This window comes from Duganella sp. AC917 (assembly GCF_979258245.1).
In genome coordinates, this window is sequence record NZ_OZ409848.1 from 45,475 (window position 1) to 66,969 (window position 21,495).

Annotated in this window: 17 protein-coding genes; 6 read left to right on the forward strand and 11 right to left on the reverse strand. The window is 65.5% G+C overall.

The window, feature by feature from the left end; genetic code table 11:
* Window positions 1-135: 135 nt before the first annotated feature.
* Window positions 136-1,026 carry a YicC/YloC family endoribonuclease gene (locus ACZ0BA_RS00205; protein WP_463454681.1) on the reverse strand — a complete coding sequence of 297 codons (891 nt, stop codon included), beginning with the start codon at window positions 1,024-1,026 and terminating at the stop codon, window positions 136-138.
* 88 nt (window positions 1,027-1,114) lie between these two features.
* Here ACZ0BA_RS00205 and ACZ0BA_RS00210 point away from each other — a divergent pair, with 88 nt between their 5' ends.
* From ACZ0BA_RS00210 to hemW, 6 genes are all read left to right on the forward strand, one after another.
* Entirely contained in the window at window positions 1,115-2,143 is a 1,029-nt protein-coding gene (locus ACZ0BA_RS00210) for a serine/threonine protein kinase (RefSeq protein WP_463449372.1), read from the forward strand.
* Between the two features lie 37 nt (window positions 2,144-2,180).
* On the forward strand, window positions 2,181-3,134 hold the full coding sequence (locus ACZ0BA_RS00215) for a PP2C family protein-serine/threonine phosphatase (protein WP_463449373.1): 954 nt from the start codon (window positions 2,181-2,183) through the stop codon (window positions 3,132-3,134).
* A 26-nt stretch (window positions 3,135-3,160) separates the two neighbouring features.
* Window positions 3,161-3,904, forward strand: a complete 744-nt coding sequence (gene rph, locus ACZ0BA_RS00220) for a ribonuclease PH (protein WP_463449374.1) — start codon at window positions 3,161-3,163, stop codon at window positions 3,902-3,904.
* A 42-nt stretch (window positions 3,905-3,946) separates the two neighbouring features.
* Window positions 3,947-4,894: a substrate-binding domain-containing protein gene (locus ACZ0BA_RS00225; RefSeq protein ID WP_463449375.1), complete on the forward strand. Its 948-nt coding sequence runs from the start codon at window positions 3,947-3,949 to the stop codon at window positions 4,892-4,894.
* An 81-nt stretch (window positions 4,895-4,975) separates the two neighbouring features.
* On the forward strand, window positions 4,976-5,560 hold the full coding sequence (gene rdgB, locus ACZ0BA_RS00230) for an RdgB/HAM1 family non-canonical purine NTP pyrophosphatase (RefSeq protein ID WP_463449376.1): 585 nt from the start codon (window positions 4,976-4,978) through the stop codon (window positions 5,558-5,560).
* The gene (gene hemW / locus ACZ0BA_RS00235; protein ID WP_463449377.1) at window positions 5,557-6,834 is read left to right on the forward strand and encodes a radical SAM family heme chaperone HemW; all 1,278 of its coding nucleotides are present in this window, start codon (window positions 5,557-5,559) and stop codon (window positions 6,832-6,834) included. The genes rdgB and hemW overlap by 4 nt, the downstream gene beginning before the upstream one ends.
* A 22-nt stretch (window positions 6,835-6,856) precedes the next feature.
* Here hemW and ACZ0BA_RS00240 read toward each other — a convergent pair whose 3' ends face one another.
* From ACZ0BA_RS00240 to zwf, 10 genes are all read right to left on the reverse strand, one after another.
* Window positions 6,857-8,590, reverse strand: coding sequence for a methyl-accepting chemotaxis protein (locus ACZ0BA_RS00240; protein ID WP_463449378.1), 1,734 nt, complete (start codon window positions 8,588-8,590; stop codon window positions 6,857-6,859).
* A 146-nt stretch (window positions 8,591-8,736) separates the two neighbouring features.
* Window positions 8,737-9,825 carry a patatin-like phospholipase family protein gene (locus ACZ0BA_RS00245; RefSeq protein ID WP_463449379.1) on the reverse strand — a complete coding sequence of 363 codons (1,089 nt, stop codon included), beginning with the start codon at window positions 9,823-9,825 and terminating at the stop codon, window positions 8,737-8,739.
* Window positions 9,826-9,887: 62 nt separating this feature from the next.
* Complete coding sequence (locus ACZ0BA_RS00250) at window positions 9,888-11,345, reverse strand: efflux transporter outer membrane subunit (protein ID WP_463449380.1); 1,458 nt, start codon at window positions 11,343-11,345, stop codon at window positions 9,888-9,890.
* Between the two features lie 43 nt (window positions 11,346-11,388).
* Entirely contained in the window at window positions 11,389-14,541 is a 3,153-nt protein-coding gene (locus tag ACZ0BA_RS00255; RefSeq protein WP_463449381.1) for an efflux RND transporter permease subunit, read from the reverse strand.
* 12 nt (window positions 14,542-14,553) lie between these two features.
* Window positions 14,554-15,753, reverse strand: a complete 1,200-nt coding sequence (locus tag ACZ0BA_RS00260; protein ID WP_463449382.1) for an efflux RND transporter periplasmic adaptor subunit — start codon at window positions 15,751-15,753, stop codon at window positions 14,554-14,556.
* A gap of 269 nt (window positions 15,754-16,022) precedes the next feature.
* Window positions 16,023-16,958, reverse strand: coding sequence for a transaldolase (gene tal / locus ACZ0BA_RS00265; protein WP_463449383.1), 936 nt, complete (start codon window positions 16,956-16,958; stop codon window positions 16,023-16,025).
* Between the two features lie 105 nt (window positions 16,959-17,063).
* A complete protein-coding gene (locus ACZ0BA_RS00270; RefSeq protein ID WP_463449384.1) occupies window positions 17,064-17,468 on the reverse strand; it encodes a response regulator in 405 nt (134 codons plus the stop codon).
* Between the two features lie 9 nt (window positions 17,469-17,477).
* A complete protein-coding gene (locus tag ACZ0BA_RS00275) occupies window positions 17,478-18,932 on the reverse strand; it encodes an ATPase domain-containing protein (protein ID WP_463449385.1) in 1,455 nt (484 codons plus the stop codon).
* Between the two features lie 183 nt (window positions 18,933-19,115).
* Window positions 19,116-19,970 (reverse strand): SIS domain-containing protein, encoded by an 855-nt coding sequence (locus ACZ0BA_RS00280; RefSeq protein WP_090315036.1) that lies wholly within the window; start codon window positions 19,968-19,970, stop codon window positions 19,116-19,118.
* Between the two features lie 22 nt (window positions 19,971-19,992).
* Window positions 19,993-21,465 carry a glucose-6-phosphate dehydrogenase gene (gene zwf / locus ACZ0BA_RS00285; RefSeq protein ID WP_463449386.1) on the reverse strand — a complete coding sequence of 491 codons (1,473 nt, stop codon included), beginning with the start codon at window positions 21,463-21,465 and terminating at the stop codon, window positions 19,993-19,995.
* Window positions 21,466-21,495 lie beyond the last annotated feature (30 nt).

A 21,495-nucleotide genomic window follows, 5' to 3' on the forward strand; every position in this document is an offset into this window, starting at 1 on the left:
TTAAGGTTGCGGTATTCATCGCGCCTCCTTCTTCAGTTCAAAACACAGTACTCCGTTCAGCACGCAGCGGCAAGCAAGCTGGGCCCTGCAAGCCCGCCGGCAAAAAGAAAGGGAGCCGAAGCTCCCTTTTCTGTATTACTCCAGGTTTTGCACCTGCTCGCGCATCTGCTCGATGAGCAGCTTGAGCTCCATCGAGGCGTCGGCCAGTTCCTTGACGGAGGCCTTGGCGCCCAGCGTGTTCGCTTCGCGGTTCAGTTCCTGCATCATGAAGTCCAGGCGCTTGCCGACCTGTCCGCCCTTTTTCAGGATGTGGCGAGTTTCGGTCAGATGCGCCGACAGCCGGCCCAGCTCTTCGGCGACGTCGATGCGGATGCCGTACAGGATCACTTCCTGGCGGATGCGCTCCAGCGCGTCCTGGCGCGACAGCGCCGAATTCGAGCCCTGGCAAGCCAGGCCCAACGCGTCCTGCATGCGCTCGACGGCTTTCTGCTGGAAGGCGGCAACCACCTGCGGAATCAGTGGCGTGATGCGCTTGACGATCACTTCCATCGCCTCGATGCGCGAAGTGAGCATCGCTTCAAGCGCCGCGCCTTCGCGCTGGCGGCTGACGACAAAGGCCTTCACGGTGGTGGCGGTCAGCGCGGCAACGTCGGCCTGCAGCGACTCCTGGCCGATCTGGGCCTCCTCGATAACGCCGGGCCAGCGCAGCAATTCCGCCACGGACATGGTCGGCGCGGCCGGGAAATGGGCGCCGACTTCCTGTTGTAGTCGTTGCAACTCTGTCAATAAGGGCAGGTTGAGCGCCTGCGTGCCGGCCGTGGCCGCCTTGCGGCCAAAACTCAGCCGCAGCTCGACCTTGCCGCGTGTGATGGCGGCCATGACCGCCGAGCGTAAATCGGGTTCGAGCGCGCGCAAATCGTCGTTTATTCGAAACTGAAGGTCGAGAAAGCGTGAGTTCACGCTCTTGATTTCGATCGTCAATGTGCCCGCCGCGCTTTCACTGGTGGCGACCGCGTAGCCCGTCATGCTGGAAATGCTCAATGGATGTCCCCGATTTAATCTTTACAAAACAGTGATTTATCCACACAATCCGGTTGTTGAGGCGAGGAATCTAATGGCTGCACAAAACAACGCCCCGTTACCAGATGGTCTGGAAATTGCTGGATATCGCATTGTAAAGAAAATTGCGTCCGGTGGGTTCAGTATTGTTTACCTCGCGTACGACCCGGGCGGGGTCGCCGTGGCCATCAAGGAGTATTTGCCCAGTTCTCTCGCGCTGCGCCGTGACGGCGAGCTGGCGCCGACGGTCCCGCGCGCCAACCTGCCGGTGTTCCGGATCGGCTTGAAGTGCTTTTTCGAGGAGGGCAGGGCGCTGGCCCGCATCTCCCATCCCAACGTGGTCAGCGTGCTTAACTTCTTCCGCGCCCACGATACGGTCTATATGGTCATGGCCTACGAATCGGGCCATTCGCTGCAGGAGCATATCCAGAACCAGCGCGCCAAAGGCGGCAAAGTGGGCGAGGCCTTCATCCGAACGATCTTTATTCAAGTGCTCAAAGGCCTGCGCGAGGTCCACGCCAACAAGCTGCTGCACCTGGACCTGAAACCGGCCAATATCTATCTGCGCACCGACGGCACGCCGATGCTGTTAGACTTCGGCGCGGCGCGCCAGACAGTTAACAACGACATGCCGACGCTGGCGCCGATGTACACGCCCGGCTACGCGCCGCCGGAGCTGTACGTCAAAACCGGTGGCCTGGGGCCGTGGTCGGACGTCTACAGCATCGGCGCGTCGATGTTCGCCTGCATGGTCGGCTCGCCGCCGCAGCCGGCCGACCAGCGCAAGACCGAGGATAAAATGGCGGCCCACTTTGAAAAGCTCGCCGACGGCTACACGCCGGAGTTGGTGCGGCTGGTGCGCTGGTGCCTGATGGTCGATCCGCTGGAGCGGCCGCAAAGCCTGTTCGCGCTGCAGAAAGTGCTGCAGGCGGCAGTGTCGGCGACGCCGGAAGGGCCGACGGCGCCGGCGCAGGCGCGGCGGAGTATCATCGAAAAGCTGGGCGGCGGTTTGCGCGGCCTGGTCGGACGGCTGGGCGGCGCGGCCAGACCGAAGGCCAAGGCGGGACCGGATACGCTGGTCTGAGCCGGACCGAATGCAAGACCGACTGCGAAGGCAAACAATGCAATTCTCCGTGTACCAGGCAAGCCACATCGGCGGGCGCCAGGCCAATCAGGACCGCGTGGGCTACAGCTTCACGCGCGACGCGTTGCTGCTGGTGCTGGCCGACGGCATGGGCGGCCACCTGCGCGGCGAAATCGCCGCCGGCGTCGCGCTGCAAACCATTTCGGCCATGTTCCAGCAGCAGGCCACGCCCTACGTGAAAAAGCCGCAGCGCTTTCTCGAGGAGGCATTCCTGGCCGCGCACCAGGAGATCCACGACTACCGCAAGGCCCACGCCATGCCGGAGACCCCGCGCACCACTATCGTCGCCTGCCTGATCCAGCACAACACCGCGACGTGGGCGCACTGCGGCGACTCGCGCCTGTACTGGCTGCGCGACGGCGCTATCCTGGCGCGCACGCGCGATCACTCGCATATTGAAAGCCTGATCGCCAGGGGGCTGGTGCCCGCAACGGCGCGCGCCTCCCACCCGGACCGCAACAAGCTGTATAACTGCCTCGGGGCCGAGAGCTTGCCGAAGGTGGAGGTGTCGGGCGGCGGCGGCTTGCTTCCGGGCGACCAGGTGTTATTGTGCTCCGACGGTTTGTGGTCTATGCTGCCGGACGATGACATGGCGCGCCGCCTGCACGCGCAAACCGTGGAGCTGGCAGTGCCGGAGCTGTTGCGGGCCGCGCTGGACGCCGCCGGCGACGGCAGCGACAACGTCACCGCGTTGGCCATTACGTGGCAGGGCAGTTCGGTGGCCGACGGCATAGGCGCCACGGCGGCCGGCGCGTCGACTGCGATCGCAACGGTGATCTCGACCGAGGCGCTGCCGCAGGACCTGCACAGCACCACCATCCAGGGCGGGCCGCTTCAGGAGATGGACGCCGTCTTCGATGACGCCGCGATTGAAAAAGCCATCGCCGAGATACGCGGCGCGATCGAAAAATCCTCCCAGATTCTCAAATAATCCTCACTCAATTCACAAGGAAACGTATGACCTCAGTACCATCCACCTTCGCCCGCCCGAGCGGCCGCACTGTCGACGCCTTGCGCACCTTGCGCCTGACCCGCGACTACACCAAGCACGCGGAGGGCTCGGTGCTGATCGAATGCGGCGACACCAAGGTGATTTGCACCGCCAGCATCGAGGACAAGGTGCCCGGCTTCCTGAAGGGCAAGGGCCAGGGCTGGATGACGGCCGAATACGGCATGCTGCCGCGTTCGACGCACACGCGCATGGACCGCGAGGCCGCGCGCGGCAAGCAGTCCGGCCGCACGCAGGAGATCCAGCGCCTGATCGGCCGCTCGCTGCGCGCCGCCTTCGACCTGCAGGCCTTCGGCGAACGCACCTTGCATCTGGACTGCGACGTGATCCAGGCCGATGGCGGCACCCGCACCGCGTCGATCACCGGCGCCATGGTGGCCGCGCATGACGCCTTCTCCAAGCTGGTCGCGCGCGGCGCCGTGCCGGCCATTCCGCTCAAGGGTTTCGTGGCGGCGATCTCGGTGGGCGTGTACCAGGGCGTGCCGGTGCTGGACCTGGACTATGTCGAGGATTCGAACTGCGACACCGATATGAACGTGGTGATGAACGACGCGGGCCACTTCATCGAGGTGCAGGGCACGGCCGAGGGCGCGGCCTTCGACCGGGCCGGCATGAACCGCCTGCTCGATCTGGCGCAGGGCGGCATCGCCGATTTGATCAAGTTGCAGAAGCAGGTGCTGGGCGTGGCGTAACGATCCATGTAGGGCGACCGTCCTGGTCGCGGAGGGGAATTCATGAAGAAGTGGCCGGTCGTGCTGCTGTTGTGGGCTATCCTCTTCACGGGCTGGCCGCTTGCGGCATTGTCCAAAGACCTCAATATCGTCTTCATTCCCAAGTCGCGCGACCAGGATTTCTGGACCTTCATGCGCCAGGGCGTCGACAAGGCGGTGCGCGAGGCCGGCGGCGTCAATCTGACCTGGCGCGGCCCGGCCTACAACGACGATATCGATTCGCAGATCGATATCCTGCGCCTGTACTCGCGCGCGGATGTCGACGCCATCATCATCGTGCCGACCGACCGGGTGCGGCTGATGGACCCGGTCCGCAAGGCGTCCGCGATGGGCATCAAAATCGTCGTCGTCGATTCTGCGCTGGGCGGCGACTGGCACACCAACTTCGTCGGCACCGACAACCATGCCGCCGGCCGGCTAGCCGCCGAGCGCCTGTCGGCGTTGCTGAACGGGCATGGCACCGTGCTGGTGATGCGCACCATTGCCGGCAGCGCGTCGACCGAGGACCGCGCCAACGGCTTCGTCAACTATCTCGCCAAAAACGCGCCGCATATCGCCATCATCGACGAATACGGCGGCGGCACGCGCGGCAAGATCGCCCGCGCCGGCCTGGCCGCGCTGACAAAACACCAGCAGATTGACGGCATCTTCGCCGTCAACGAATCGGCCAGCGACGGCATGCTGCGCGCGCTGCGCCAGACGGGGCAGGCCGGCAAGAAAAAGCTGATCGGCTTCGATACCAGCGATTTTCTGCTCGACGGTCTGAAAAAGCGGGAAATTCACGGCCTGGTGTTGCAGAACGCCCGCCAGATGGGCTATCAGGGCATGAAGGCGGCGATCGCGGCGGCCAAAGGCGCGCCCGTCAAGGGACGCGACGTCGTGACCGAGGCGGTGATGGTCACGCTGGAAAACCATCTGCGGCCGGAGATCCAGTCGCTGCTGGTGCCCTAGCGGCGCATCGCCGGCGCGTGGGGTGAAGGCAAAAGGTTTACAATATCGCCTTCTCCGCATGACTCGATCGCAGCCCATACCATGACCCAACGCCTGATTCTCGCCTCCAACAACGCCGGCAAACTCAAGGAATTCAACGAATTGCTGTCCACCGTGGGCTTTTCCGTCCACGCGCAGGGCGAGTTCGGCGTGCCAGAGGCGGATGAGCCTTTCCACACCTTTGTCGAAAATGCATTGCAAAAGGCGCGTCACGCGTCGCGGCTGACCGGCCTGCCCGCGCTGGCCGACGATTCGGGCGTGTGCGTCAACGCGCTGGGCGGCGCGCCGGGCGTGTACTCGGCGCGCTTTGCCGGCGAGCCGAAATCGGACGCCCGCAACAACGAGAAAATGATCGCCGACCTGGCCGCGCACGCCGACAAATCGGCCTACTACTACTGCGTGCTGGTGTTCGTGCGCCACGCCGACGATCCGCAACCGGTTATCGCCGACGGCCGCTGGAATGGCGAAATGATCGCCACGCCGCGCGGTAACGGCGGCTTCGGCTACGATCCGTATTTCTTCATTCCGGCACTGGGCAAGTGCGCGGCCGAGTTGAGCGCCGATGAGAAAAACGCGCTGTCGCATCGCGGCCAGGCCTTGCGCGCACTGGTAGAGAAACTGAAATGATCCCGATCAAAATCGTCGGCGCCGGCGGCAAGCCGGCATCACCGGCTTCACCGCAGGCTTCCAGCGCCGATTTGGGCGACGCGGCCGGCGTCGCGCTGAAGTATCTGCAAAGCGGTTCGCTGAATCTGCAGGCGCTGCCGCCGCTGTCGCTGTACATCCATTTTCCGTGGTGCGTGAAAAAGTGCCCGTATTGCGACTTCAATTCGCATGAGGCGAAGGAGGGCGGCGCCTTCCCCGAACAGGAATACCTGGACGCCATGCGCGCCGACCTGGAAATGGCGCTGCCGCTGATCTGGGGCCGCAAGATTTATACGATCTTCATCGGTGGCGGCACACCCAGTTTGATGTCGGCGGCGGGCCTGGACAGGCTGCTGTCGGATGTGCGCACCCTGCTGCCGCTCGACAGCGACGTCGAGATCACGATGGAGGCCAATCCGGGCACCTTCGAGGCGGAGAAGTTCAAGTCCTACCGCGCCAGTGGCGTCAACCGGTTATCGATCGGCATCCAGAGTTTCAATGCGCGTCACCTGAAGGCGCTGGGCCGCATCCATGACGACAACGAAGCGCGCCGCGCGGTCGATATCGCGCTCGCCAACTTCGACAACTTCAATCTGGATCTGATGTACGCGCTGCCGTCGCAGACGCTGGACGAGGCGCGGCTGGATGTGGAGACGGCGATGTCGTTCAAGCCGCCGCACCTGTCGCTGTACCATCTGACGATGGAGCCGAACACGCTGTTCGCCAAGTACCCGCCATCGCTGCCCGACGACGACGCCAGCGCCGACATGCAGGACATGATCGCCGAACTGACCGCCGCCAATGGCTATCAGCAGTACGAGGTGTCGGCGTACGCCAAGGAGGGCCACCGCGCGCGCCACAATCTGAATTACTGGGAGTTTGGCGATTACCTGGGCATCGGCGCCGGGGCGCATTCGAAGATATCGTTCCCGCACCGGATACTGCGGCAGGCGCGCTACAAGCAGCCGAAGGCCTATATGGAGCAGGTCAGGCTGGGCGCGCCGGTGCAGGAGGAGTACGAGATTGCGCGCGATGACATGGGCTTCGAGTTCATGCTCAACACCTTGCGGCTGCACGGCGGCTTCGATCCGAATCTGTTCAGCGAGCGCACGGGACTGAGTTTGAACGCGATCGAGAAAAGCCTCAACGCCGCCGAGGCCAAAGGGCTGCTGTATCGTGATTACAAAATCATCAAGCCGACCGAGTTGGGGCAGCGCTTCCTCAACGATTTGCAGCAGATGTTTTTGACGACCTGACGCCGATCATTCCGCAACGCGCTTAAAACTCTTCCCAATCCTTGTCGTTGCCGACCGTGGCGGGTCTGCGGGCGGCGCTGCCGGTGTTGGATGACGCCAGCCGGACCGCGGGCTTTTTCGGGGCCGCAGGCGCCGGACGGGCCGCAACCTTGACCGCGACCTTGCGCGGCGCCGGCGGCGCCGCCAGCGACTGCTGCGCGCCATCGTCACCGAGCCTGAACGACGACGCCACATCGGCCAGGCGCTCCGCCTGTTCCTGCATGCTGGCCGCTGCGGCGGCGGCTTCCTCGACCAGCGCGGCGTTTTGCTGCGTGACCTGGTCCATCTGCGTGATCGCGGTGTTGACCTGATCGATGCCGATGCTTTGCTCGCTGCTGGCCGAGGTGATTTCGCCCATGATGTCGGTCACGCGGCGCACGCTGTCGACCACCTCGTTCATCGTGCTGCCGGCCTGCTGCACCAGCTTCGAGCCGATGTCGACCTGCTCGACCGAATTGCCGATCAACTCCTTGATCTCCTTGGCCGCAGCCGCCGAGCGCTGGGCCAGATTACGCACCTCCGACGCCACCACCGCGAATCCGCGCCCCTGCTCGCCGGCGCGCGCCGCTTCCACCGCCGCGTTCAGCGCCAGGATATTGGTCTGGAAGGCGATGCCGTCGATGACGCTGATGATGTCGAAGATCTTGCGCGAAGAATCGTTGATGGTCCCCATGGTGTTGACCACCTGGCCGACGATCGAGCCGCCACGTTCGGCGACGTCCGACGCGGCGTGCGCCAGCTGGTTGGCCTGGCGGGCGTTTTCCGCGTTCTGGCGCACGGTCGATGTCAGTTCCTCCATCGACGACGCGGTTTCCTCCAGCGAGCTGGCTTGTTCCTCGGTGCGCTGCGACAGGTCCATATTGCCGGCGGCGATTTCGTTGGAGGCGCTGGCGATGGTCTTGGTGCCGACCTGCACCTGGCTGACGACATTGCGCAGCGAGTCGTTCATGCCGCGCAGCGCGGTCATCAGTTCGCCGATTTCGGAGCGCGAGGTGGGGCCGTCGAAGCGCGTGGTCAGGTCGCCGTTGGCGACCGTGGCGGCGATGTCGATCGCCGACTTGAGCGGCGCGGTGATCGAGCGCGAGATGATCCACGCCGCCACCGAGCCGATGGCCACCATCAGCACCGTCAGTATCAACAGCAGCGTGTTACTGCGGTCGTTGGCGTCGTCGATCGCGTGCGCGGTATCGTCGATGGTCTTGCGCTGGTACGCCAGCAGCTCGTTGACCTTGTTCTTGTACGCTTCGGCGGCGGGCAGGAACTTGTCGCGGTAGGCCGCTTCGGCGGCAGCGTCGTCGCCGGTTTTACGGATGTCGCCGACTTCGTTCTTGGATTTCTGGTAGGCGGCGCGCAACGCGATGGTGGCGTCGTACAGTTTGCGTTCATCGTCGCTGACCAGCAGCTCCTTGACCTTGCCGAGCAATTCGCCGCCACGCTTGGTGCTGGCGGCGATGGTGTCGGCGAACACCACCGGCAGCGTGTCGTCCTTGCTGCGCGCGATCAGTTCGGTACGGGCGACGGCGGAGTAAATCAGCACGTACCAGTCCGAGACCAGGCGTTCCTTGGCCAGCGGCTGTTCCATCATTTGTCTGGTGGCGGCGGCGTTGCTACGGGCGTTGACCAGGCCGACGGTGGTGGCGACGACCGCCAGCAGCAGGACGGTGGCGAACGCGATGGCGAGGCGGGTGCCGATGCGCGTATGCGACAGAAAGTTCATGATTTACTCCGATAACGAACGCAGACAAGACTAAGCGGGGCGGCGCCGGCGTGGCGCGGCTTGATAGTCGCAAGTATGCGCCGCGTCTTGCGGCCGGTCATGTACTGAGTGAAGTTCCGTTGCAAATATGAAACAATGTGTCTTGCCTAAAAAGACAATGTTGCCTTTAAGTCGGGCTTTTCGCACCAGCGGGCGAAGGCTTCGGCCATGCGTTCGCTCTCCGCGATGGCGCGGGTCCAGTCGCGAATGCGGCCGGTGTGGTTTTGGCCGTAGGCGGTGAAGTCTTTTCGGTCCGGCAGCTTGCCGTTGGGGAGCGTGGCGACGAAGGAGGCCGACGGCGACACCAGGATCAGGTTGTCCAGCGCGGGATCGCCGCCGTTGCCGCGACCCGCGCGGCGCCATGGCATCGATTTATCCAGCCAGCCCGGCACGATGTAGTCGCTGAAGTGCGGGTACAGCGCCAGACCGGGGTCGCGCTGGTAGGGCAGGTGCAGGTGATAGTCGATCAAGCCGCCATCCCAGTAGGCGCCGTTGGGCGCGCCGGCGATCGATGTCACCGCCTCCAGCACCAGCGGGATCGAGCCGGAAGCCAGCAACGCGTCGCGCAGGTTCGCCTGCGACAGCTCGACGAAGTGTCCGGCGAAGGCGTCGAATGGCTCGCGCAGCCAGTGCACGTCGTCGTGGCGGTTGTGGAAAACCACGCGTTCCATGGCGCCGGCCAGACGGTCGCGCGAGACGGCGTTGCCGGCGGCGGCCAGCAGGAAGCCGGCCAGCTCGCGCCAGCGCACGCCGTTGGTGCGGGCCAGCGCGCCGGTGCCGCGCGCGGTCAGCACGCTGACGTGGTGGTGCGGATGGTCGACCGCTTCGGCGGCGCGGCCGTCGAGCAGTTCGTCGAGCAGCGCGCGGCAGGTCTGGCTGATGTAAGCGGCGGTGACTTTAGCGGGGTAGCGCTGGTGGGCGTACAGGTGGGCCAGGCGCTGGTGCGCGGCGACCGGGTCGTCGAAGGCGGAAGCGGCCATGCGCCAGGCGCCGATCGAGGCGCCGACCAGCTTGCGCGGGCGCGGCGCCGCTTTGAGCCAGGAGCCGAACAACCACAGATCGAGGCCGTTCAGGATCAGGCCTTTGGGGCCGCCGGCGGCGGCCGGGACGATGGCGATGTCGGCCGCCTGCATGCCTTCGGCGGCGATGCGCTGGCGGGCGCGTTGACCCAAGCGGATATTAATAGGCGACGACATGCGGTGTATGCGTTAAGTAGAAAATACGTGTCGATGCGCTGACGCGTCGCTCGCCGCCATGATTACTTCAATCCGCCGCCGAGCGCGCGATACAGGTCGATCGCGCTGGTCGTGCGCTGCAACCTCGCCTGGACCAGCGATTGCTCGGCGCTGAACAGCTCGCGCTGCGCGTCCAGCACGTCGAGCGAACTGGCGACGCCGTTGTCGAAGCGCAGTTGCGACAGCTTGAGCCGGTCCGCCTGCGCCTCCTGCACCGCGCGCTGCGCCGCCACCTGTTCGCCCAGATAGTCGCGCGCGGCCAGCGCGTCGGCCACTTCGCGGAAGGCGGTCTGGATGGTCTTCTCGTAGTCGGCCACCGCGATGTTCTTGCGCACTTCGCTCAAAGTCAGATTGGCGCGATTGCGGCCGGCGTCGAAGATCGGCAGCACCAGTTGCGGTGCGAACGACCAGCTGCCGGTGCCGCTGTCGAACAAGCCGCCCAGGGTCGGGCTGGTGCTGCCAATCGCCGCCGTCAGGCTGATGCGCGGGAAGAAGGCCGCGCGGGCGGCGCCGATGTTGGCGTTGGCCGCCTTGAGCCGCTGCTCGGCGGCGCGGATGTCGGGCCGGCGCGCCAGCAGGTCGGACGGCAGCCCGGCCGGCACGGCGCTGAGCGCGTCGATCTGGGCGTCGGTCGGCATCGCCCCGGCATTGGTCCCGGCGGCGGCGCCGGTTGCCGACGGTTGACCGACCAGCAAGGTCAGGGCGTTTTCGGCCTGCGCGCGCTGTCGCGCCAGGGTCAGCGCCGACGCGCGCGCCGTTTCCATCAGCGTTTCGTTGGAGCGCAACTCGAGGCGCGACGAGGCGCCGGCTTCGGCGCGCTGCTGCGTGAGCTTGTAGGTGCGGGCGCGCGCCTCGTAGCTTTGCTGCGCCAGCGCGTACTGCTCGGCGTAGGCGCGTTCGGTGAAATAGGCCTGCGCCACTTGCGCGACCAGGCTGATTTGCGCCGCCTGGCGGGCCTCGTCGGTGGCCAGGTAGGCGGCCAGCGCGGCGTCGCTCAGGCTTCTCACGCGGCCGAAGAAATCGAGCTCGAACGAGGAGAGCGACAGGCCGGCGTCGACCCGCTTGCCGATGACGGTTTGGCCGGTGGGCGACACGGTGGCTGGCGTCCTGGCGCGCGTCGCGCCGACGCTGGCGTTCAGGTTGGGCAGGCGGTCGGCCACCTGCACGTTGTACAGCGCGCGCGCCTCTTCGATGCGCAGCGCGGCGGTACGCAGGTCGCGGTTGTTCTCCAGCGCCGCAGCGATCAGCTGTTGCAGGCGCGGCTCGATGAAGTAGTCGCGCCAGCCGGTATCGACGGCGTCGCGCTGGTTGGCGGCGGCCGATGGCGCCGAGCCGGTCATGGCGGCTTTGCCGGCGGTGTCGGCCGGGAAGGCGGCGGCCACCGGGGCCTCGGGCCGCTGGTAGGTCGGCGCCAGCGAGCAGGCCGACAGCAGCGCCGCGCCCAGCATGGCGGTGGTCAGCTGCGTTGCCAACCGTGTCATAGGCTGACCCGTGCGCGCGGCGGGGAGGGAGGCGCGGGCCCGGTTAGTCATAAGTCTCATGCTTTTTGTCGTCCATTTCGTGAGCGGCCAACTTGCGCTGGCGTTCGCTGCCCTTGAAGATTTTGCGTATCACCACGAAGAATACCGGCACCAGGAACACCGCCAGCACCGTCGCCGTAATCATGCCGCCCATGACGCCGGTGCCGATGGCGCGCTGGCTGGCCGAGCCGGCGCCGGTGGCGATCACCAGCGGCAGCACGCCGAGGATAAAGGCCAGCGACGTCATGATGATGGGACGGAAGCGCAGGTGCACCGCCTCCAGCGTCGCCTCCATCAGGCCCATGCCTTGCGCTTGCAGGTCCTTGGCGAATTCGATGATCAAAATCGCGTTCTTGGCCGACAGGCCGATAATCGCGATCAGGCCCACCTTGAAGTAGACGTCGTTGGGCAGGTCGCGGATATGGGCGCCGAGCAGCGCGCCCAGGATCCCCAGCGGCACCACCAGCAGCACGGCGATCGGGATCGATTCGCTTTCGTACAGCGCGGCCAGCACCAGGAAGGCGGCCAGCATCGACAGCGCGAACAACGCCGGCGCCTGCGAGCCGGAGGTCTTTTCCTCCAGCGACTGGCCGGTCCATTCGATGCTGAAGCCAGGCGGCAGCTGCGTGGCCAGGCGTTCCAGTTCGGCCATCGCCTCGCCGGTGCTGCGGCCGGGCGCGGCGTCGCCAGTCAGCTTGATCGCAGGGTAGCCGTTGTAGCGCACCAGCTGCACCGGACCGTTGATCCAGCGCGTGCTGGCCACCGCCGACAGCGGCACCATGCCGCCCGAGGCGCTGCGCACGTTCAGGCGCAGCAGGTCTTCCGGTTGCAGGCGTTGCGGCGCGTCGGCCTGCACGATGACGCGCTGCTGTCGTCCGCTGCTGGTGAAGTCGTTGACATAGCTCGAGCCCAGGCCGACCGACAGCAGGCTGTTGATGTCGGCGAAGGCCACGCCCAGCGCGTTGGCCTTGTCGCGGTCGACGTCGATCTGCAGCTGCGGCGCGTCTTCCAGACCCTCGGGACGCACGCCTTTGAGGACGTCGCTCTTGCCGGCAAGGCCGAGTAACTGGTTGCGGGCGTCGAGCAGGGCGGCGTGGCCGGCGCCGGCGCGGTCCTGCAGGCGCGCGGTGATGCCGGTGGCGTTGCCCAATTCGCGGATCGGCGGAGGACTGAGCGGGAAGACCACGGCGTCGGCGATGCCGGACAAGGCCCTCAGCGCGCGCGCGGCGATCTTGTCGGCGGCGTCGTCCGGACCGCGCTCGCTCCAGTCCTTGAGCGGCACGAACACCAGGCCGACGTTCTGGCCGGCGCCCGAGAAGCTGAAACCTGCCACGGCGATGGTGCGGGCCACGGCCGGCTGCTTGTGCAGGTAGTCCTCGACCTGGGCCAGCACGGCCTCGGTGCGGCTGCGCGAGGCGCCGGGCGGCAGCTGGACGTTGGCGATGATGTAGCCCTGGTCCTCGTTCGGCAGGAACGACGACGGCAGGCGCGCGTACAGCCAGCCGACCACGCCGCAGATGAGCAGGAACACGATCATGAAGCGGCCGGTGCGCTTGATCATCTTGGCGATCAGGCCCTGGTAGCCGGTGGCGGTGACGGCGAACTTGCGGTTGAACCAGCCGAAGAAGCCCTTCTTCTCGTGGTGGTGACCGGCTTCGACCGGCTTGAGGATGGTGGCGCACAGCGCCGGCGTCAACGTCAGCGCCATCAGCGCCGAGAACACCATGGCCGACACCATCGACAGCGAGAACTGGCGGTAGATCGCGCCGACGGCGCCGCCGAAGAAGGCCATCGGGATGAACACGGCGATCAGCACCAAGGTGATGCCGACGATGGCGCCGGTGATCTGCGACATCGCCTTGCGGGTGGCGTCGCGCGGCGACAGGCCTTCCTCGCTCATGATGCGCTCGACGTTTTCAACGACCACGATGGCGTCGTCGACCAGGATGCCGATCGCCAGCACCATGCCAAACATGGTGAGCACGTTGATCGAGAAGCCGGCCACCTGCATCACGGCCAGCGTGCCCATCAGCGCGATCGGCACGACGATGGTCGGGATCAGGGTGTAGCGCAGGTTCTGCAGGAACACGTACATGACGATGAACACCAGCAGCACCGCCTCGAACAGGGTCTTGACCACTTCCTCGATCGAGATCTTGACGAAGGTCGAGGTGTCGTACGGCACGGTGTACTTGATGCCCGGCGGGAAGAACTTGGACAGCTCGTCCATTTTGGCGCGCACCAGCGTGGCGGTGGCCAGCGCGTTGCCGGTCAGCGACTGCTGCACGGCGACCGCGACGAACGGCTTGCCGTCCAGCCGCGAGCTGCGGTTGAAGTTGGCGCCGGCCATCTCGATGCGGGCGACGTCGGACAGGCGCACGAAGGAGCCGTTGGTGTTGGCGCGCAGCACCACCTTGCCGAATTCCTCGGGCGAGGTCAATTGGCCCTGCACCACGATCGGCGCGGCGTAGGCCTGGGTTTCGGGCGACGGCAGATCGCCCAGGGTGCCGGCGGTGACCTGGGCGTTCTGGGCGCGGATGGCGGCGGTGACCTCGGCCATCGTCAGGCGCAGGCCGAGCAGCTTGGCCGGATCGACCCAGACGCGCATGGCGCGCTCGGTGCCGAACAGCTGGGCCTGGCCCACACCGGGCAGGCGCTTGAGTTCATTGACGATGTTGCGGGCGGCGTAGTCGCCGATGGCGGCCGTGTCGAGCTTGCCGTCGGTCGACGAGATGCCGACGAACATCAGGATGTTGCTGCGCGCCTTGTTGACGTTGACGCCTTGTTGCGTGACCGCCTGCGGCAGGCGCGACTCGACCCGCTTGATGCGGTTTTGCACGTCGACGGCGGCCAGGTCCGGATTGGTGCCGGGCAGGAAGGTGACGGTGATCGACACCGAGCCGTTGCCCTCGCTGACCGACTCGACGTATTGCAGGCCGTCGGCGCCGTTCATTTCCTGCTCGATCACGCTGGTGACGGCGTCATCGAGGATCTGGGCGGTGGCGCCGGGATAGGTGGCGTCGATGACGATCGACGGCGGCGCGATGGTCGGGTATTGCGCCACCGGCAGCAGGGTGATCGACAGCGCGCCGCCGATCAGGATGAACAGGGCGATCACCCACGCGAAAACCGGGCGATCGATGAAGAACTTTGCCATCTGGTCTCCCGATTATTTGGTGGCGGCTGGCGCTGGCGCTGGCGCCGCGGCGGCCTTGCCGACCGGACCCTTCCAGGCCTCCGGCGTGACGGTCGCACCGGGTTTGGCCTTCTGGAAGCCTTCGACGATGACGCGCTCGCCGCCCTTGAGGCCGGAGCTGATGACCCAGCTGCCGTTTTGCGCGGCGTCGGCCTTGACCGGCTGCGCCGTGACCTTGTTGTCGGCGCCGACCAGCAGCACGGTGGCGCCGTCGGTGCCGCGCACCACGGCCTGCTGCGGCACGGTGATGGCGGCCTCGTTGACGCCCTGATCCAGACGCGTGCGCACGTACATACCGGGCAGCAGAATACGGTTCGGGTTGGGGAATTCGGCGCGCATCGACACCGAGCCGGTGGTTTGGTCGACCGAGACGTCGGCAAACAGCAGCTTGCCGGTCTGCGGATAGGTCTGGCCGTCCTCGGTCACCAGCGACACCCGCGCTTCGTCCTTGCCGGCGGTTTTCAGTTTGCCCTCGGCCAGCGCCCGGCGCAGCTTGAGCAGCTCGGTCGACGACTGGGTGATGGTGACGTAGATCGGATCGAGCTGCTGCACCGTGGCCATCGGCGTGGCTTCGCCCTGGCCGACCAGCGCGCCCTCGGTGACCAGCGCGCGGCCGATGCGGCCGGAGATCGGTGCGGTGACGGTGGCGTAGCCCAGCGTCAGCCCGGCGTTGGTACGCGACGCCTTGGCGGTGGCCAGATCGGCGCGGGCCTGCTTCTGCGAGGTGACGGCGTCGTCGTATTCCTGCTGGCTGACCGCTTGCGCGGCCAGCAGCGGCGTGTAGCGCTTGACGCGCAGGTCGGCCTGTGCCAGGTTGGCTTCGGCGCGGCCGACGGCGGCCTGGGCGCTGTCATACGAGGCCTGGAAACTGGCCGGATCGATGCGGAACAGCACCTCGCCCGCCTTGACGTCGCCGCCTTCCTTGAACACCCGTTTCAGCACGATGCCGGCGGTGCGCGCGCGCACTTCGGCGATGCGCGAGGCCTCGGTGCGGCCCGGCAGTTCGCTGGTGAGCGTGATGCTGGCCGGCGCCACCGTGACGACCGCCACTTTCGGCGGCGGCGGGGCGGCGGGCGCGGCGTCTTTTTTTCCGCAAGCGCTGAGCATCGCAAGGCCAAGGCCAAGGGTGAGGGCGGTGCAGGCGAATGTGGTGGAACGAGGGACGGATCTCATTGGATGTCTCTGAAAAGAATAGTGTTGGACGTTGTCGACCGGAGCGGGTGCCGGCCGAGGCTGCAACATTGTAATACAGTCAGTTATGTAACGTTTTGTATAGTTCTATTTATATCAATTTGGGCGACATTGCTGCATTTTGGTGCAAGATCGTCCCTTGGCGACACTGAAATCCCGACCGGCGGTTACCGCAACCGGTCATAAAAGCAAAAAGGGCGGGAGGACGGCTGCCGCCGCGCTCCCGCCCTTGGTGGCCCGTCACGCCGGCATCAGCGCATGCCGGAAATGATTTGTTTCAGCTTGCCCGAATCGGCGCAGAACGCGCGGATGCCTTCGGCCAGCTTCTCGGATGCCATCTGGTCTTCGTTGAGCTGGAAGCGGAAAGTTTTTTCGTCCTGCGTCAGCTTGATGATGCCCGAGGTTGGTACTTTCTCGGCGCTGAGTTTGCGCTCGACCGGGGCGTCGGTGTCGGCCAGCTTTTGCAGCAGGTCCGGGCTGATGGTGAGCAGGTCGCAGCCGGCCAGTTCCAGGATCTGGCCGGTGTTGCGGAAGCTCGCGCCCATGACCTCGGTTTTGTAGCCGAACTTGCGGTAGTAGTTGTAGATGCGCTTGACCGACTGCACGCCCGGATCTTCGGCGCCGGTGTAGTCGATGCCGGTGGATTTTTTGTACCAGTCGTAGATGCGGCCGACGAACGGCGAGATCAGCTGGGCGCCGGCGTCGGCGCAGGCGATCGCCTGGCCCAGCGAGAACAGCAACGTCATGTTGCAGTGGATCCCGTCTTTTTCCAATATCTCGGCGGCGCGGATGCCTTCCCACGTGGCGGCCATCTTGATGAGCACGCGCTCGCGCTCGATGCCGGCCGCTTCGTACAGCTTGATCAGGTCGCGGCCCTTGGCCACCGAGCCCTCGACGTCGAACGACAGGCGGGCGTCGATCTCGGTCGAGACGCGGCCCGGGATGATGCGCAGGATCTGCTTGCCGAAGGCCACCAGCAGGTGGTCGATGGTGTCCGGGATCGAGCGGTCGAGGTTGTCGCGCACGGCTTTTTCCAGCAGCGGCTTGTATTCGTCCTTTTGCACCGCCTTGAGGATCAGCGACGGGTTGGTGGTGGCGTCGTGCGGGGTGTAGGCCTGGATCGACTGGAAGTCGCCGGTGTCGGCCACCACGGTGGTGAATTGCTTCAGTTGTTCGAGTTGGTTCATGTTCGTTGCCAATCTGAGGTAAGAGGATTGCGTTGTCTTATTGTACTCAAGGGCGGCCGGTTTGCGTAGCGCGGATCAGGCGGAACGGCGTCAGCCGCCAGGACATCAGCCGGCCGCGCGGACGGCGATCAGGCGGGCGATTTCGTCGAGCAACACTTCAAAGCGGATCGGTTTTCGGAAGAAGGTGTCGTACGGCAGCACCTCGTCCTTGCGCGGAATGCCGGCGCTGGCCAGGATGAAGGGGATGTCCGCCAGGGCCGGGTCGGCGCGCCATTGCAGGCACAGCTCGGCGCCGTCCATGACCGGCATCATGTAGTCGGAGACCACGATGTCCGGGCGTTCGCGCGCGGCCGCCTCCAGCGCCTCGGCGCCGTTGCCGGCGGTGCGCACGCGGTAGCCGCGGTATTCGAACAGCATCGTGTACGCCGACAAGACGTCGAACTCGTCGTCGACCACCAGGATGATCTTTCCATCCGGGTTGGCGTCCATGATTGCCGGGAAGTCGCTCATGTCATCTCGCTATAGCGTCTGCGGCGGCGCGACGGAGCCCGAGACGGCGCCCTCGATCGTCATGCCGTTGTCGGTGATGAGCAGGATGTGGTTGGCCGCGTCGTAGCTGTTCTCGCGCAGCTTGAGCACGCCGATCTGGCGCCGGTTGACGCCGCGGACGTCGACATAGCGCAACAAGATGATGTTTTCAAACAACATCGAGGCGGACACTTCGCTGTGCGCGGGGCCGTTGCCGAAATACGGCAGCTCTTGCGTGAAGAAGCTGGTGACGTTGCGGCAGCGCAGTTCGTTGACCAGCGCGGCCAGGAACGAGCGCGAGCGCCCTTCGTGGATGACGATCTCGCGCAGGCCGTCGAGGCCGTCCATCAGCAGGCGCGACACGCCGCGCCGCTCGACGTTGCGCAGCATGTCCTCGGCCATGGCGTCGACCAGCACTTCGAGCGGCGGATGCCAGATGATTTCCAGCGCGCCGCTGTTGTAATAAGGCGTCATGTCCATGCCGACGCTGATCGACTTTTCCAGCAGCCGCAACGGCGACTCGTAGAACCCGGCGATCAGGCAGTTTTCGCCGCGCCGCAGGCCCTCGTAAATGAAATGCAGGCCCATCAGCGTCTTGCCGACACCAGGATTGCCCAGCAGCGCCGTGGTCGAGCCGCGCGCGACGCCGCCGTTGGTCAGTTTGTCCCAGCCCTCGATGCCGAAGCCGAGGCGCTGGCGCGAGACGGCCGGCGTGGCGCGCGAGACGGTGGTGACCGCCTCAAGGCGCGGATAGATGGCGACGCCGTCGACGCCGACCTCGAACACGTGGCGCCCCAGCAGATGCTTGCTGCCGCGCAACTTAAACACCTTGATCTCGCGGATCAGCTGCAAGCCCTGCTCATACTGGCTCAGTTCGATCAAGCCGTCGACCAGCGTGTTTTCGGAATCGGCCACGTTGCCCTCGGTGGGCGAGAGCAGGAAGGTGGTGCACTGCATGGTCGCCACCAGCGAATTGAGCGAGAGCATGAACTCGGACAGCGCCACGTCCGACGGCTTGGCCTCGCGCACGGTGCGGAAGCCGTCGATGATCATGATGTCGGGGCGCTGGTCGGCCAGGGTGGCGGCGATCGATTTGAGCAGCTCGCGCAGGCCGCCCTTGAGCAGTTCGTTGTAGGCGCCGAGGAAGATGATGCGCTCGCCGACCAGTTTCTCGTCGAAAAAGGAAAAGCTGCTCAGGTGGTTGAGCATTTTGCCGTGGGTTTCCGCGATCAAGGTCAGGATCAGCACTTTTTTGCCCTGGTGGGCGTGCTGGAAGCCGATCTGGCAGGCCAGGGTGGTCTTGCCGCTGCCGGCCAGGCCCTGGATCAGATACAGGCTGTGGGCCGGAAAGCCGCCGCCGAGGATCTGGTCGAAACCGGACACGCCGGTCTGCAGCAGCGGCATGCGCACTGCAGGTTGGGCGGTATAGGAGGTAAAGGTAGTCATGTCCACTCTCAGCGGGGGCTCGGCACCCACGAACGTACTAGGTGTGCAAACGGCAATGTTGCAGATGCGAAAAATTCATACACACTGTAGCACAGCAATGATTATAGGGGGGGTGGTGCGCAGCCCACGTACGCCAGCACACCCACGGACGCAAGCAGTGGTGCTTTTTGTAAGAGCGAGAGCTTAGCCGATGAAGGAGTCGAATTGCAAGTCGAACTCTTGCAGCGCCTTTTGGGCGTTTTGCATCTTTTTGCGGAATTCGGGGCCGCGTTGCAAGGCCAGGCCGACGGCCAGCACGTCGATGACGACCAGATAGGCCAGGCGCGCCGAGATCGGCGTGTAGGGGTCGATGTTGAATATCAGGTCGATCGGGATCAGCACCGTGGCCAGGTCGGCCAGCGGCGTGCCCGACGGCGCCAGCACGATGACATCGGCGCCGCCGCGGCGGGCCAGCTTGATCGAGCGCACCAGCGACGGGCTGTTGCCGCGCTGGGAAATGGCGACCACGGCGTCGCCGGTGCGCAGCAGGGCGGCGGCGATGCTGTGGATGTGCGGGTCGGCGTAGGCCACGGTCGGCACGCCGGAGCGGAAGAACTTGTGCTGGGCGTCGGCGGCGACGATGCCGGACGTGCCCTGGCCGTAGAACTCGATCTTGTTGGCCTTGGCCAGGATGTCGAGCGCTTTCTGGATGGCGTCCGGGTCCAGGTTGTTGCGCAGGTCGAGCAGGGTGTTGATCGAGCGGCTGCAGATCTTGTTGACCAGGTCGGCGGCCAGGTCGTCCTGGGTCGGCTGCTCGTTGAGGCCCGGCAGGGCCAGCGCCAGCCCCTGCGCCAGTTTCAGCTTGAACTCGTGCCAGCCGTCGTAGCCCAGCGTGCGACAAAACCGCACGACGGTCGGTTCGGACACCTGCGCGCTTTTGGCCAGCGCGGTGATGTTCTGGCTGACCGTCTGGCCCGGGTGGTCGAGCACGGCCAGCGCGACTTTGCGCTCCGATTTGGAGAGCGAGTCGAGCTGGGTGCGGATGGAGTCGAGCAGCATCGGTGGCGGACAGGTGGGCCGGTTAGTCTTCCGGCAGCGCTTCTTCGCGCCACTGCAGACCGTCGCGGCCGATCAGCGCCGAGGCGGCGGCCGGACCCCAGGTGCCCGAGGCGTACGGGATCGGGTAGCTGTCGTCGGCTTCCCAGTTGTTCAGGATCGGTTCGACCCATTCCCAGGCCGCTTCGAGCTCGTCGCCGCGCATGAACAAGGTCAGTTGGCCGCGCAGCACGTCGAGCAACAGGCGCTCGTAGGCGTCCATGCGGGGCGATTTGAACGATTCGCGGAAGTCCAGTTCGAGCTCGGCCTGCTTCAGGCGCATGCCGTCGCCGGGCGTCTTGGCCATCAGGTTCATGCGCAGGCCTTCGTCCGGCTGCAGGCGGATGACCAGCGAATTGGGCTGGAAGCTGTTGGTCGGCTGGGCGAAGATCGAGTGCGGGATCTGCTTGAAGCGCACGACGATCTCGGCCAGGCCGTCGGCCATGCGCTTACCGGTGCGCAGGTAGAACGGCACGCCGGCCCAGCGCCAGGTGTCGATTTCCGCCTTCATGGCGACGAACGTCTCGGTGCGCGAGTGTTCCGGCGCGTCCGGCTCGTCGCGGTAGCTCGGTACGGCCTTGCCGTCGACGTGGCCGGCGCGGTACTGGCCGCGCACGATGTTTTGCGCCAGCGTGGTCGGCGTGAATTTTTTCAGCGAGCGCAGCACCTGCAGCTTGGCGTCGCGCACGGCGTCAGGGGCGATCGAGGTCGGCGGCTCCATGGCAACAATGCACAGCAGTTGCAGCAGGTGGTTTTGCAGCATGTCGCGCAGCGCGCCGGAGGTGTCGTAGTAGCCCATGCGGTTGCCGACGCCGAGTTTTTCGGCGATGGTGATCTGCACGTCGGAGATCCATTCGCGGCGCCACAGCGGCTCGAACAGGATGTTGCCGAAGCGCAGGGCCAGCAGGTTCTGCACGGTTTCCTTGCCGAGGTAGTGGTCGATCCGGTAGATCTGCGATTCCTCGAAGACTTTGCCCACTTCGGCGTTGATCTGCTTGGCCGATGCGAGGTCGCGCCCGAGCGGCTTTTCCAGCACCACGCGCGAGTTCTTGGTGACCAGGCCGTTTTCTTTGAGGTTGTCGCAGATTTGCGAGAAGATCGCCGGCGGCGTGGCCAGGTAGTAGACGCGGGTGATGGCGTCGTCCTTGCGCAGCGCTTCGACCAGGTTCTTGTAGCTGGCCGTGTCGGTGGCGTTCAGCGAGACGTAGACGATGCGGGCGGTGAAGCGGGTCCAGGCGGCCGGCGTGACGGCGGGCGACTTGATGTGTGGCTTGGAGGTGGTTTCGACCGTGTGCAGGAAGTCTTCCTGGCTGGCGTCCGCGCGGCCGACGCAGATGATGCGCGCGGTCGGGGGCAGATCGTTGGCCACGTCGCGGGCGTACATCGCCGGCAGCAATTTGCGCATCGCCAGATCGCCGCTGCCGCCGAACAGAACCAGATCAAAATCGGTAAGAGCCATAATTGAGAGTCGTCGCAAGAGTTGGTTGTG